Genomic DNA, 14,366 nt, shown 5'->3' with positions numbered 1-14,366 from the left:
GATGCTCTTCATACGTTCCGCAGGCGCATGCACAAACCCATCCTTCCCGACGACGCCGCACTGTTCACTATCTGGGCCCAAGACCAATGGGGTAGACGTTCGCTGGCGGCAGGAACGTTCGTCGCGATCAATGCCACATGGAACGCGCTGCAGGAAGAGGAGCCAGCCGCTACCCTCAGGATTCAGCAAGGCGCGTGTCATGCAGACCAGGGAACCGCTTCGCTCCACCGGTCCTGCTAGACAGCAGCGATCGAGTAGACGAAAAGTCGGTGGAAGACAGGGGCTTTAGGATACAGCCGACGCGGACATGCTGACATCGATCTGGCCGATATTCGCCTTGATCTGGCTGGGCTTTGGCCTCGCACGCTGGCGTGTGCCCTCCACCGAGTTCTGGCCCGCGGCCGAGCGGTTGAACTACTTCGTGCTGTTTCCCGCATTGCTCATCTCCAGCCTCGCAGACGCGCCCTTGCGGGACCCTGAGGTGCTTCGGCTTGGCGGAGCGGCGGTGTCCACGATCCTGATTGCAGCGATCGCGCTTGGTCTGTTGCGGCGGCTCCGGCCGTTTCCGTCGCACCGCTACGGGCCGGTCCTCCAAGGGGTGATCCGTTTCAACACCTACCTCGCCTTGTCGCTCATCTCGACGCTTTCAGGACCGGACGGCTTGGAAAAGGCGGCGTTCTACCTCGCCCTCGCTGTGCCGCTCGTGAATCTGCTCTCCATCCTGGCGCTCAGCGACGCAGGCGCGGCGACAGCGCCTCGAGCCCTGATGCGATCGGTCCTGACCAACCCCTTGATCCTGGCCTGCCTAGCCGGTCTGGCGCTCGCCATCTCGGGTGTCGGCCTGTCTTTCGGCCTGGACCGGGTGGCAGCGCTGCTGGGCCAGGGTAGCCTTCCCCTGGGTCTGCTGTGCATCGGGGCTGCGCTCCGGCCCAGATCCCTTCGGACCAATGCCGCAACCTTGATGACCACAAGCGCTGCCCGCCTGGTGGCGATGCCCGTTCTCGGACTTTCCATAGCGCATGTTTTCGGCCTGGAAGGGACCGAGGCAATTACCATGGTCGTCTTCTGCACCGTTCCAACCGCCCCGACCGCCTATGTGCTGACGCAGCAAATGAGGGGGGACGGACAACTCATGGCTGGAATCGTCACGTTTCAGACCATGGCTGCGGTCCTGTCGATCCCAGTGATGTTGACGCTTTTCGCGATTTGACTGGCGTCGCGACGGGTGCGGCAAGCTGCGTTTCGTCAGGGACGTTTGGACGTTGCCCGTCTCGACGGGCGCCGGAGATCTCGGCCCGAGCGCCGCGCTCGCACAGGCGCCGCAAGGCTCTCTGCCGATACACGATTTAAGTTGGACCGCTCCCGGCCCGAAACCGACCTACGCGCCTGGCTGGATGCATGGAAAGTGTCGGTACAAAGCCACACCCATGAGCGATGATGGCAATTGCTGACGAGCTGATGTCAACATCTACCGAAGCTTTTCTTTAATTTTGCGTTTTTCTAGTGCAGAGTTCACAAAGGCACTCAAGGGAGATCACTCTTTGGCTATAGATCCAGTTCCAAATGAGATGGACGATGTGGAAGCCGTTCGCAGGTTGCTGGCGAACGCAGTTCGCTTGAAGCGAGAGGATATCGCAAATGCGTGTCGAATTCGCATCTATGAGTTGTCTGGGCGTGACTACGAGGACCCTATTGAAAGACGATTGTGGCAAGCGGTAACCGCTTATGAAGAAACGCTTAGGGAGAAGCATGGTCGCAAACAACAGGCCAGCTACACGCGTCGGAAGATCGTGGACAAGGGGGCTTTGCAAACATTGACTGATTGGGCCCTAGATCCAAAAGTAACTCCGGGCTTCGAGGCTTTGGTGGCAGCCGATGCAGCTAAATTTACTGGAGAATACATCGTAGTCGAACATGCCGAAAGATTTCCGGCCGCAGCCGTGCGAGCCGCTCAATCTAAGCTAGAATCCTATGGTGTTCAAGTCACGAAATCTTAACGCAATCCGAGCCTGAGCAGACCTTCGCACCAAGCGCGATAGATGATCGCACCGCAGGCCAACGCGGTTACGACGATGACTGGGCGTTTTACGGAACACACATTAAAGCTTAGGGTATACTTGCGCCAGGAGCATAGCTATCGCGTTTGACCCGCACAAAATGTTGCGAACCACCCTCACGCACATTGACAGAAAGGCGCAGCATCTTGGGATACCGACATGAACGATATTTTTAACAAGCTTTCGTCATACAATATCCTAAACTACCTTATTCCGGGGGCTGTATTTTCCGTTATTGCAGAGCGGTTGTCTCTATTGACCCCCCCGAATGAAATCATGGAGCAGCTAGTCTGGTTTTATTTTCTTGGCATGGTGATCAGCCGTTTGGGCTCCACCATTGTTGAGCCGATTCTTAAGTGCTTGGGGTTCGTAGTTTACTCCAACTATTTTGATTACCTCGCGGCTTGCAAGGCTGATGAGAAAATGGAAGTGATGGTTGAGACTTCGAACACCTACAGAACTATCGCTACTGTTTTTATTTCACTTCTAGCTCTCATTTTTCTTGATTCGACCTCCGAACGGATCGGTTTTAATTCGGCACTCCAAGGGGAAATCGCCATCGGCCTTCTGTCCATTCTATTTATCTTATCCTTCCGCAAGCAGGTAAAATTTGTCGCCAACAGAGTAAACCACCACAAAAAGGAAAGTGAATGACAATTATCAAGAGCATGTCCGTCGGGCACGGAGACCTCTGCTATATCAGACACAACAGCGATAACTTCACTATCATTGACTGCAATCTGACCGGCGATCGGGACGAGGAAATTATTGACGAAATCAAGGAGGAGGTTAAACGCAAAGGTGTAAGTCGCTTCATCTCCACTCATCCAGACCAAGATCACTTCGCCGGGATAGAGAAACTTGACAAGGTATGTCCTATTTGCAATTTCTATGTCGTAAAAAATAACGCTATCAAAGCAGATGAAACGGTTTCATTTAAGCATTACCGCCAGCTTCGAGATGGAGACAAAGCGTACTACATCTCGAAAGGGTGTAAAAGAAAGTGGATGAACGAAGGTGATGATACTCGTGGCCCCGCCGGCATCTCCATCTTGTGGCCCGACACAGAGAACGAGCATTTCCAAAAGGCGTTGGCGGAGTGCAATGCGGGCGAAAGCTACAACAACGTTTCCGCCGTGATCAAATACTCCCTGAAAGATGGCGCAACTGTAATGTGGCTAGGAGATCTGGAAACTGAGTTTATGAAAAGCATCGAGGATAGCGTCACCCTCGAGAAGACGACCATCGTATACGCTGCGCACCATGGGCGTAAATCAGGAAAGATCCCTGACTCTTGGCTAAAAAAGCTCGACCCACAGATTATCATTATCGGGGAGGCTCCTTCTCGGGACCTCAACTATTACACTGGCTATGTTACGGTCACGCAGAGCAAGGCAGGAGACATTACGATGGACTTGGTGGACGACAAAGTTCATTTTTACTCCTCAAATCCGGAATATTTTCACAAAAAAATGTCCAATGAGGGGCAGTCGAGGTTCCCAAATTACGTTGGAAGTATCACGGTTGAGACCGAATATACGCTGGATGGGTGATCCCTGTTGTGTTCACGGATAACATTACAAAAGAATCCGACTGGTGAGCAACGTGCTACTTCGGCATCCCACCCCTCCCCTAAGGGTGTGTATTAATGGAACACAAGCCGCTCTTGATTTCTGGATAGGGAGAGGGATTACAACAATCTCAAACGGCCGCTTCGACACCAATAGCTGCCGTTTGTCCAGAAAGCAACTTACGCCCGCGTCCCCGCCCATCGCTGCCCTGCGCCCAAAACGCAGCGAGTGTCTGCTGTTCGCCCTTCGTGCGGTGTCTGACGTCACGCTGCGTCTTCCAGGGATGTCGTAGAACGGCTGGAGAGCGGTCGTCTTCTGCACGGTCAAATCCTTTACGGAAGAAAGCACAAAGCCGACCTTTCATCGGATGAAGCGCTTGGTTGCACCTTGGGGCGGGAAAGTGGGAAAACTGGCGGAAGCCCCGAATTGGTGTTTGCGTCAGCGCACAGGGAGAATTGATCCCCACCCATTTTCCGACGATAAAAGGCGCAAGCAAATCAACCGACTGGCGAGCCAACGCCAGGAAAGGGACGGCAGATGACCATCGAAAAGACGCTCTTCGCAGCGGCCGACAAGATGCGCGGGTCCATGGACCCGGGCGAATACAAGCACGTGGCACTGGGCCTGCTCTTCCTGCGCTACATCGGAACCGCCTTCCAGCGGAAGTACGACGAGCTCCTCCCCGAGGGCGAGGAGGTTGCCGAGGACGTCGACGAATACCTCGCCGATGGTATCTTCTGGGTGCCCGAGGCCGCGCGCTGGAGCACGTTGGCCGCGAACGCCAAGGACAAGGGCATCGGGGTCAAGGTCGACAATGCCATGCGCGCAATCGAGGCCGACAACGAGCAGCTCAAGGGCGCGCTCCCGAAGGTCTTCGGGCGCGAGTCCCTCGATCCCACCATCGTCACCGGCCTGATCGATCTCTTCTCGAACATAAAGTTCGACGGCACGCCCAAGGACTTCGACCTGATCGGGCGCATTTACGAATATTTCATCTCGGAGTTCGCCAGCAACGAGGGCAAGCGCGGCGGCGACTTCCACACCCCTAAGCCCGTTGTCGAACTGATCGTCGACATGATCGAGCCGATGAAGGGCCGCCTCTATGAGCCCTGCTGCGGCTCCGGCTCCTTCATGGTCCAGTCCGAACGCTTCCTCGAACACCACAAGGGCCGCCGGGCCGACCTGGCCGTCTATGGGCAAGAGCGGAACCATACGACCTACGGCCTCGCCCGGATGAACCTCGCCATCCGGGGAATCGTGGCGAACATCCAATGGAACGCCGAAGGCACGCTGCTGCGCGACGCCTTCCCGGACGAGAAGTTTGACTTCGTCATGGCGAACCCGCCCTTCAACATCTCGGACTGGAACGGCGACATCCTGGCCGAGGATCGGCGCTGGAAATTCGGCACGCCCCCGGTCGGCAACGCGAACTTCGCCTGGATGCAGCACATCTACGACAAGCTGGGCAGCACCGGCATCGCGGGCGTGGTCATGGCCAACGGCTCCATGTCGTCCATGTCATCGGGCGAGGGCGACATCCGCCGGGCCATGGTCGAAGCCGAGGCGGTGGACGCCATGATCGCCCTGCCGGGTCAGCTCTTCTACGGCACCCAAATCCCGGCCTGCATCTGGATCCTGGCCAAGGACAAGTCGAACGGCGTGGCCAAGGACGCCAAGCTGCGCGACCGGCGTGGTGAGGTGCTGTTCATCGACGCCCGCAAGATGGGCGCGCTGGTGCCGGGATCGCGCAAGCAGAAGGAGCTGTCGCGGGACGAGATCGCGCGCATCGCCACCGCCTACCACGCCTGGCGTGGAGAGCCGGACGCGGGTGCCTATGCCGACGAGCCCGGCTTCTGCAAGGCGGCCTCCATAGAGGAGATCGCGAAGCACAACTACGTCCTGACCCCCGGGCGCTATGTCGGCGCCGGTGCGGCCGAGGAGGACGGCGAACCCTTCGAGGAGAAGTTCGACCGCCTGACGGCTGAGCTTCGGGCACAGTTCGCCGAGGGTCGCTGGCTGGAGAAGGAGATCGAGGCGCGGCTGGAGGCGCTGTCGTGAGGCGTCACACATTCGCAGAATTGATCGAAGACGGTATCATGAAAGTCGGCGACGGGTATCGCGCAAAGAACAGCGAACTCGGCGGCAACGGCTTGGTTTTCCTACGCAGTGCATACCTACAGGACTCTGGGTTTCGGCTGGATGACCCCGATCGTTTTCAAGTCGCCGAACCCGGCAAATTCGGTGACAAGATCGCTTGTCGTGGTGACAGCGTCATTACGACCAAAGGCAACAGCACCGGCCGCGTAGGATACGTTAAAGGATCTGTTGAAGGTGCAGTTTACTCGCCGCATCTTTCCTACTGGCGGTCGATGGACCATCGGCGGATCGAACCTCGGTTTCTATACTACTGGTCTCGCAGTGCGGAATTTCTTGATCAGCTTGGCGGTATGGCCTTCTCGACCGACATGGCCCCATATCTCAGCCTGAGAGACCAGTTGCGGCTGGAGATTTCTCTTCCAGAGATCGGAATACAGCAAGGAATTGCGGCGACGCTCGGTGCTCTTGACGACAAGATCGAGCTGAACCGCCGGATGAGCGCGACGCTGGAGGAGATGGCGCGGGCGCTCTATCGATCCTGGTTCGTGGATTTCGCCCCCGTCCACGCCCGCGCCCTCGGCCAGACCCCCGCCCACATGGACGCCACCACCGTCGCCCTTTTCCCCGACAGCTTCGGCCCCGACGGCCTGCCGAGGGGATGGGAGGCTGGGACGCTCGCTGACCTCATCGAATTCAATCCGAAAGAGAGCCTGCCGAAGGGGACAGCCGCGCCATATCTGGAAATGAAGGCGCTGCCGACATCGGGAATGTCGGCGGACGCGCCATATCTCCGCGAATTTACCTCGGGCACCAAATTCAGAGAACGGGATACTCTTCTGGCGCGGATCACGCCTTGCCTCGAGAACGGGAAAACCGCTGTGGTCGACGATCTCCTCGGGTCCGAGATTGGCTGGGGTTCAACCGAGTTCATCGTGATGCGAGCGAAGCCAGGAATCTCGGTGGCACTTCCATATTGCATCGCGAGAGACCCCGACTTCCGGGCAGAGGCGATCCAGACCATGACAGGATCGTCGGGACGCCAACGGGCCGACGCGAAAAGAATTTCCGAGCTCAACATGGCGATCGCACTTGCGCCGGTCCACACCGCATTTTCCGATATTGTTTCTCCGATGCTCGATCGAGTGGTCGCGGCCGGTCAGGAAGCACGCAACCTCGCCTCTCTCCGCGACGCCCTTCTCCCCCGCCTCATGTCCGGCGAACTTCGCATCCGCGAGGCCGAGAAACAGGTCGAGGAGGTCGTATGAGCGGAGTGGCCCATTGTTGGGGTTTGGCCGAGGAAGACCGGGGCTTGATTTCATTGATCCGCCAAGAGCTTTGGGAGTGGCGCTCGGTTTGTCAGACACCCGAGCACCTCCTCGCTTTAGGCTCGGCCATCTCAGGCTTGGATGCGCTCTTGGAGGGAGAGTGCCCGGGAACGGCGGTGGTGGTGTCTCTCGACCGAGTTGTCGGGCACGAAAGCCGATCACTGTCCGTCACGCTGGATGAAGACGCCTTGGAACTCGGTCAATCCGCCTATTTCTACGCCCCCGACGTTGGCGGGGACGGCGAAAACAGTGTTGATGCACGGTTCGCCGCGGGCGAGGCGCCAAGCGAATATGGCGTTTTCGAATGGTTGAACCGGTGTTCCGATCTGCGCTCGCTGGCGACTGGCCTTGAGGTGGAAATCAACCAGCTTCCGGAGGTGTAAGACCCCGCCATGTTCCAGATTGACCGTTCCGCCAATCGCCTGCGCAAGCTCGAGCGCACCAGTTTCTCCGAGGTCGGGTTCCGGGAGCGGGAGCATCTTCAGGAGTGGCTGGCCACCATGCCGGACGCGCTTTGCGAGGCGATGAGCGAGGGCGAGGACGGCCTGTTGATCATACAGAAGGAGTTCGACGGGTTCGACGGCACCCGGGAACGCCTCGACCTCTTGGCGCTGGATCGCGCCGGGCAGCTTGTCGTCATCGAGAACAAGCTCGACGATTCCGGCCGGGATGTCGTCTGGCAGGCCCTGAAATACGCCGCCTACTGCTCGAGCCTGAAGAAGGCCGAGATCGTGGGCATTTTCCAGCAGTATCTCGACCGCCAAGGCGGCGGCGACGCGGCCGGGCTGATCTGCGAGTTCTTGAGAGAGGACACGCTGGACGAGGTCGTGCTGAACGACGGCACCAACCAGCGTGTCGTCTTCATCGCCGCGAATTTCCGCCGGGAAGTCACGGCGACGGTGCTCTGGCTGCGCGAGCATCAGATCGACGCACGCTGCGTGAAGGTCGTGCCATATCGGTTCGGCGAGGAGATCTTCGTCGACCTCCAGCAGGTGATCCCGACGCCCGAGGCAGCCGATTACATGATCCGCATGGCCGAGAAGGACAGTGAGGAGAAGTCAGCCAAGGGCGCGCAGAAGTGGAGCCACCAGATGCGCCTTGAATTCTGGGAGCAAGCCTTGGAGGCGCTCCGCGCAGCGGGCCTCGAGCGATGGCAGAACATCAGTCCTTCGAGAGAAAGTTGGCTTTCATCGAGTACCGGTGTGTCCGGAATCAGCTTGAACTTGAGCTTCCTGCGTCATGAGATCCGATCTGAACTCGTGATTGCTCGACCGAATGAGGCTGAAAACAAGTGGATATTCGATCAACTTAGTGAACGCCGAAAAGAGCTATCCCCCAAAGTCGGCGATTATCTCGAGTGGCACCGAATGGACGACAAGAAGATGAGCTGGATCGGTGCGCGAGCATCATTCCAAGGCTACAGCAAGGAAAACTGGCCGAAAATGATCGGCTGGCTGGTCGACCACTATCGGAAGATGGACGAGGCCTTCTCCGAACCCGTACGGGGGCTGGCGGCGCGCATGAAGCAGGGTGGAGGTTCCTGATGGCCTGGAACTCGGAATCCGACCTCGAAGACTGGATGATGGAGAAGCTGGCCGGGCTGGGCTATGTCGCCGTCTCTGGCGCCGAGATCTCGCCCGAGAAACGGGACCCGGAGCGCCGCAGCTTCCACGAGGCAATCCTGCGGAAGGTCTTCGAGAAGGCCGTCCGGCGCCTCAATCCCGGGTTGCCCGACGGCGCCGTGCAGGAGGTGATGGCCCGCGTAACCGACGAGGTCTTCGTCGGCGACCTGATGGCCGAAAACCGCCGCCTGCATGGCCTGATGACGGGCGGCGTCCCGATCACCTACTTCAACCAGGGGGAGGAGCGCCACGAGCGGGCGCGCCTCGTCGACTGGGGCGATCAGGACAACGCATGGCATGCCTTCAACCAGGTCGACATGGTCGGGCGGAACCCGCGGATTCCGGACATCGTGATCTATCTGAATGGTCTACCTCTGGTCGTCGTGGAGCTGAAGGGCACCGAGGGAGCCGATATCGAGGCGGCCTTCAACCAAATCGAGACCTACAAGGCGGACATCCCGAACCTGTTCCGGACCTCGGTCTTCTCAGTGATCTCCGACGGGCTAAACGCACGATATGGCACGCTCTCGGCCGGGCTCGACCGGTTCATGCGATGGCGGACCGTCGACGGCGAGACCATCCTGTCGGAGCGTGAGGGCCTGGCGCTGAACACGCTGACGGAGGGCCTGCTGAACCGGTCCGTTCTGCTCGACATGCTGCGCTGGTTCACAGTGTTCGAGGACGAGGGCAAGGGACCGATCAAGAAGGCGGCTGGCTATCACCAATTTCACGCGGTGCGGAAGGCCATGGAGTCAATCCTCGGGGCTCGAGGTGACGACGGCAAGGGTGGCGTAATTTGGCACACTCAGGGCTCGGGAAAGTCGCTCCTCATGACCTTTCTCGCCGGGCGAGCGATGCACCTGTCTGACTTGGAGAACCCGACGGTTTTGGTGCTCACCGATCGCAACGACCTCGACAACCAGCTCTTCGCCACGTTCGGTCGATGCAAGGATCTACTGGGCGAGACGCCGGTGCAGGCGGACAGTATCGAGGAGCTAAAGACGCTGCTGAACCGGCAGGTCGGCGGCATCGTTTTCTCGACGATCCAGAAATTCCGGCCAGAGCGCGGCCAGACCTTCCCGGAGCTCACCGACCGCTCCAACGTCATCGTCATGGTCGACGAAGCGCACCGGACACAATACGGGTTCGAGGCCAAGATGGACCAGAAGACCGGCGAGGTTCGCCATGGTCTGGCCCACCACCTGCGCAACGCCTTGCCGAGGGCGATCTACGTCGCATTGACGGGCACCCCGGTTGAATTGGTCGGCGCGAACACGCGGTCGGTATTCGGTGACTACATTGACGTCTACGACATTGCTCAGGCCGTCGAGGACGGCGCGACCGTGCCAATCTATTACGAGGGACGTGTGGCCCGCGTAGAGATCGCGAAGGATCTACGCGACAGCCTCGACGAGGAGTTCGACGAGGCGACCGAGGCACTGCCCGAGGATGAGACAGGGGCCGCCGCCAAGAAGTGGTCGCAGATCGAGAAACTGGTCGGCGCCGGTCCGCGCCTTGACGCGGTCGTTGCCGATATCCTTGAGCATTTTGACGCTCGCCTCGAGGCCATTGACGGCAAGGCGATGATCGTCTGCATGAGCCGGCGGATCTGTGTCGAGGTCTACGAGCGCATCGTCGCTGCCCGACCTGAGTGGCATTCAGAAACTGACGAGACCGGCGCGGTGAAGATCGTCATGACCGGAAGCGCCACCGATCCGCAGAATTTTCAACCCCACATTCGCAGCAAGACGAAGCTGGAAGCACTCAGGAAAAGATACAAGGACACGAGCGACCCGCTGAAGCTGGTGATTGTCCGTGACATGTGGCTCACCGGCTTCGACGCGCCCTGCATGCACACCCTCTACGTTGACAAGCCCATGAAGGGGCATGGATTGATGCAGGCGATTGCCCGAGTGAACCGGGTCTTTGCCGGAAAGCCCGCTGGTCTTGTTGTCGATTATATTGGCCTTGCGGCCGATCTGAAGAAGGCCCTCGCGCATTACTCACAAGGAGACCAGGCCCAGACGGGCGTCGACGAGCGCGAGGCTGTCGCGGCCTTCCTGAGTGCATTGGATGTCGCGCGTGGATTGTTCCACGGCTTCGACTATTCTCGGGTGCTTGGAGGAACGGCAGCGGATCGCATTGAGATCCTGCCGACGGCGGCAGACCATGTTCTCAAACAAGCACGAGACGAGGGCCAGGAAGATCACGTTGACTTCGGCAAGCGGTTTCTGGATGCCGTTGCAGCACTTGCCAAGGCCTTCAAGCTGGCGGCCGGATCCCCGGAAACCAAGGAACATGCCGAAGAGGTGGCGTTCTTCCTGGCGGTGAGATCCGCCCTCCAGAAGCTCGACGTAACGGGCGGCGGGGGGCGAAACTCCTCACCGGACTTCGCGATCCAGCAATTGCTGAACCGGGCTGTCGCCTCGACCGAAGTCGTGGACATCCTCGAGGCGTGCGGTTTCGACCGCCCTGATATCAGCGTTCTGTCGGAGGAATTTCTCCTCGAGATCCAGCACATGCAGCACAAGAATCTCGCCGTGGAAGCCCTGAAGAAGCTTCTGAACGGGGAGATCAAGGCGCGAACGCGGGGCAATGTCGTGCAGAACCAGAAGTTCTCCGAGCGCCTCACGAACGCCATCGCACGCTATCACAACCGCAGCGTCGATGCCCTGCAGGTAATCCAGGAACTCATCGGCATGGCGAAGGACCTGAGGGCCGAGCCCGAGGACGACATGTCGGAGACAGAACGGAGCTTCTACGACGCCTTGGCGCAGAACGAGAGCGCCATCGACGTGATGGACAACGACCAGCTCAAGATCATCGCGGCAGAGCTCGTAGCCTCTATCAGGGAAAATTCCGGCGTGGATTGGTGGCAGAGGGATGACGTGCGGGCGAGGATGCGCGTTGCCGTGAAACGGATCCTAAGGCGCTACGGTTACCCACCAGACCTGCAAGCCGATGCGGTGAAGCTGGTCATCAAGCAGGCCGAAGCAATGGCACGCAGCATGTAAGCCTTGCGGCTGCGTGGCGTCGCGCCTTTACCAACTATCGTTAGACTTCGCATTTCGCACGGCCTTGAAACGCGCCTTGGCTACACGGTAACAGTGATCCAGCGGAGGACGTGGGAAGCGGCACGCTAGGCGTGGCGTTCGCTTCCTGCGCATAGCTGATTAGCGGACAATTACGAAGGCAGGACAGCCCGGACCGCCCTGCGCTACCGCCGGCGCCACCCCGCGCCACAACCGACGCGGAGCAGCCGCTTGTCTCACACCCTGAGCGCCGTCTTCGCCGTCACGCGCCCGTAGATCGCGACGAGGCCGCCGACGGCCGAGACGATGGCGTCGAGGTGTCCGACGATGCCCTGGGCGTCCTGCGGCGAGAGATCGAGACCGACGAGCGACATGGCCGGGGGCAGGATGGCGATGATGCCGCCCCAGATGCCTTTCGAGGCGAATATCGATTTCGTTTCCATGGTGAGTTCCTTTCGGGGATGAGCGGCGCGCAGCCGCGGAGAAGACCGACGCCAGGCGCCGGCCGGTGGTGGGGATGTCAGAGGGTCGCCCGCTGGAAGTGCATGGCGTCGCCGCCCCAGAGGCGGATCGCCGGCAGCCACTGGTGGGCCTCCATGATGTCGAGGAAGGCCTGGTAGTCCGGGCCGCAGAACAGCGCCTCGGGACAGCCCATCCGCAGCGCGTTCGGTCCTGCGTAGAAGTCGATCGCGCAGCCGTAGGCATGCATCGACCAGCTTGAGCCGCCGCGCATCCGGCGGTGGTTGTAGCAGCCTGCGAAGCGGTCGATGCCGAGATCCTGCATCCGGTCGATGCCATAGTGCTCATGCACCGCCACCAGCGCGGCGTAGAGCTGCTGCGCCGCCTTCTCGTGCACGCGGATCCGCTGGACGGTCTGCGAGAGGTTCCAGTCCAGGCGAAGAGAGAACGGCAGCTGGATGTAGGTCAGCTGCCGCTGCACGTCGGGCCCGGGCGAACCGTAGTAGGCCGCGCAGTTGCCCTGCCGGGGGATGTCGGCCGGCCAGGTTGTCTCGGTGATCGGTGCCCGGTCGACCTCGGCGCTGACGCCGGCCTGCGCGCTGAGCCAGGCGGTCAAAGCCTCGCCGGTGTTGTGGCCGTCCCAGCCGTCGACGGCGCGGGCCTCGAAGCCCTGCGCGTTGAGCACCCGCTGCCCCGCCGCCACGAGCCGCCGCGCGGTCGACCAGCCGCCCGAGCCGTCGCCGGCGTGGGCTTCGGTGATCTCGACGGCCGTCATGGTCTCCGGCCCGGCGATGCCGTCGATGGCGCCGGCGTAGTAGCCGGCCGAGGCCAGCAACATCTGGACATGCGTTCGATCCATGGTGATCTCCCATGCAAAAAGACCCGGACCGCGATGGCCGGGCAGTGAAGGTGATGGTTGCGCTTTGTGGGGGCACCTGCTTAATCGACCGCGCGGGCGCGGCCATGCAGGCCGGATCTGGAAGCCTATGCCGTTACGGCGCTGCACCTACTGGCGCTGCGCTCGCACCCCACGCCGTTCAGCTACCGCCCGTGCCCTCGGAGCAGAACGGCCCGAATATCCGGCGCCGGCCGCGCAGGTCTTCCATGACGTAATCGACGCAGACGCGGTGCGCGCCCGAGGGCTGCGGACAGCCGCCGGTGAAGCGATCGAAGGTCATGCTGAGCGTGCCCGAGGTCTCGGGGCGGTAGGTCCACGCGCCGCTGTCATCGCAGACCGTGCGCCAGCCCTCCCCGGTCGAGATCTGCACGCGGGCCGTCCAGTCGCCGCGCAGGACGCGCTTGATCATCCGGGTATAGAGGACATGGTCGCCGTCGAGTTGTAGCGACACGTCGATCCACGGCCGCTGCGAGGGCCGGTCGTCCCAGGCCTCGGTCAGCGGCTGGAACAGCAGCAGCGCCAGCCAGCTGACGATCAGCATGACGCCGAGGGTGCGGTTGGAGACGTCAGGACGGGTCATTTCTTCCTCCCGATCACGATGGCGACCCATTCTGCGAGCTGGCGCCCGGTAAGGCCGGCAAGGCTCTTGGCGATCGCGTAGCCGGTCATCGCCAGCAGCCCTGCCACCGCATTGCCGTAGACCGCCGGATCTCGGCCCAGCACGTCGAGCACCGGGCCCGGGAACACGGTGGCACAGAAGAGGCCCGAGATGACCCGCGCCACCGCCATCCGGAAAGTCTGTTCTTCGCTGGTGAGGATCGAGACGAGGATGCCGCCGATCACCGCAGCGAGCATCCAGACGTTCTCGCCCAGCCAGGTTGTCAGGTGCTTCATCCTGCCCCCATGCAAAAAAGCCCGCCGAAGCGGGTCAGAACTTGAGCAGCGCGGAGGTTTTCCCGCGCTGCAATCGGGCGATGTCTTGAGAGTGTCGTCCGACTACGCCATGCGTTGCAGCAGGTCAGCGCGGCTTACGCATTGCGCGCTGATCAGCCGTCCGGCCCTTCGCCCGGTCGGGCGGCATCCTCTTACGAGTGATGCGTTGTGTGGCCTCCGCCCGGTCCACACGCTGGGCGGAGGCAATTGCTCGTCAGATCGGGATCGACTGATTGTCACGCAAGCATCTTCTCGGAATCCCACCATGTCCGAACGACGAAGTCGGACTGGACCGCCATCGGCATCACCTCCGGGCCCACGACCATCGCGTCCGGGCATAGTTGGAGCCAGCGCCAGATCTCGACCTTCAAC

Annotated in this window: 13 protein-coding genes; 9 read left to right on the top strand and 4 right to left on the bottom strand. The window is 60.6% G+C overall.

Going from position 1 to position 14,366, the window contains the following annotated elements:
* Window positions 1-307 precede the first annotated feature (307 nt).
* The 9 genes from D6860_RS21445 to D6860_RS21405 all read left to right on the top strand — a co-directional run bounded on the left by D6860_RS21445 (window position 308) and on the right by D6860_RS21405 (window position 11,686).
* On the top strand, window positions 308-1,210 hold the full coding sequence (locus D6860_RS21445) for an AEC family transporter (protein ID WP_076623338.1): 903 nt from the start codon (window positions 308-310) through the stop codon (window positions 1,208-1,210).
* 331 nt (window positions 1,211-1,541) lie between these two features.
* Window positions 1,542-1,997 (top strand): hypothetical protein, encoded by a 456-nt coding sequence (locus D6860_RS21440; protein WP_131815005.1) that lies wholly within the window; start codon window positions 1,542-1,544, stop codon window positions 1,995-1,997.
* A gap of 219 nt (window positions 1,998-2,216) precedes the next feature.
* Window positions 2,217-2,711: a hypothetical protein gene (locus tag D6860_RS21435; protein ID WP_076623337.1), complete on the top strand. Its 495-nt coding sequence runs from the start codon at window positions 2,217-2,219 to the stop codon at window positions 2,709-2,711.
* Window positions 2,708-3,610 carry an MBL fold metallo-hydrolase gene (locus tag D6860_RS21430; protein WP_076623336.1) on the top strand — a complete coding sequence of 301 codons (903 nt, stop codon included), beginning with the start codon at window positions 2,708-2,710 and terminating at the stop codon, window positions 3,608-3,610. Before D6860_RS21435 ends, D6860_RS21430 begins: the two co-directional genes overlap by 4 nt.
* A 555-nt stretch (window positions 3,611-4,165) precedes the next feature.
* Window positions 4,166-5,686 (top strand): type I restriction-modification system subunit M, encoded by a 1,521-nt coding sequence (locus D6860_RS21425; RefSeq protein WP_076623335.1) that lies wholly within the window; start codon window positions 4,166-4,168, stop codon window positions 5,684-5,686.
* 38 nt (window positions 5,687-5,724) lie between these two features.
* Complete coding sequence (locus D6860_RS21420; RefSeq protein ID WP_083697788.1) at window positions 5,725-6,990, top strand: restriction endonuclease subunit S; 1,266 nt, start codon at window positions 5,725-5,727, stop codon at window positions 6,988-6,990.
* On the top strand, window positions 6,987-7,433 hold the full coding sequence (locus tag D6860_RS21415; protein WP_076623334.1) for a hypothetical protein: 447 nt from the start codon (window positions 6,987-6,989) through the stop codon (window positions 7,431-7,433). Before D6860_RS21420 ends, D6860_RS21415 begins: the two co-directional genes overlap by 4 nt.
* Before the next feature lie 9 nt (window positions 7,434-7,442).
* Window positions 7,443-8,594: a DUF4268 domain-containing protein gene (locus D6860_RS21410; protein ID WP_076623333.1), complete on the top strand. Its 1,152-nt coding sequence runs from the start codon at window positions 7,443-7,445 to the stop codon at window positions 8,592-8,594.
* On the top strand, window positions 8,594-11,686 hold the full coding sequence (locus D6860_RS21405) for a type I restriction endonuclease subunit R (RefSeq protein WP_076623332.1): 3,093 nt from the start codon (window positions 8,594-8,596) through the stop codon (window positions 11,684-11,686). Before D6860_RS21410 ends, D6860_RS21405 begins: the two co-directional genes overlap by 1 nt.
* 254 nt (window positions 11,687-11,940) lie before the next feature.
* On the opposite strand, the gene D6860_RS21400 is transcribed toward D6860_RS21405, so the two are convergent.
* The 4 genes from D6860_RS21400 to D6860_RS21385 all read right to left on the bottom strand — a co-directional run bounded on the left by D6860_RS21400 (window position 11,941) and on the right by D6860_RS21385 (window position 13,955).
* On the bottom strand, window positions 11,941-12,147 hold the full coding sequence (locus tag D6860_RS21400) for a hypothetical protein (RefSeq protein ID WP_076623331.1): 207 nt from the start codon (window positions 12,145-12,147) through the stop codon (window positions 11,941-11,943).
* 77 nt (window positions 12,148-12,224) lie between these two features.
* A complete protein-coding gene (locus D6860_RS21395) occupies window positions 12,225-13,022 on the bottom strand; it encodes a hypothetical protein (protein WP_076623330.1) in 798 nt (265 codons plus the stop codon).
* 178 nt (window positions 13,023-13,200) lie between these two features.
* On the bottom strand, window positions 13,201-13,641 hold the full coding sequence (locus tag D6860_RS21390) for a hypothetical protein (RefSeq protein ID WP_076623329.1): 441 nt from the start codon (window positions 13,639-13,641) through the stop codon (window positions 13,201-13,203).
* Window positions 13,638-13,955, bottom strand: coding sequence for a hypothetical protein (locus tag D6860_RS21385; RefSeq protein WP_076622277.1), 318 nt, complete (start codon window positions 13,953-13,955; stop codon window positions 13,638-13,640). The genes D6860_RS21390 and D6860_RS21385 overlap by 4 nt, the downstream gene beginning before the upstream one ends.
* Window positions 13,956-14,366: the final 411 nt, after the last annotated feature.

It is taken from the genome of Salipiger sp. D13 (assembly GCF_003703915.1).
Classification (GTDB): Bacteria; Pseudomonadota; Alphaproteobacteria; order Rhodobacterales; family Rhodobacteraceae; genus Salipiger; species Salipiger profundus.
The sequence above is the reverse complement of the archived record's forward strand: the minus strand, read 5'-3'. Positions and strand labels throughout refer to the sequence as shown.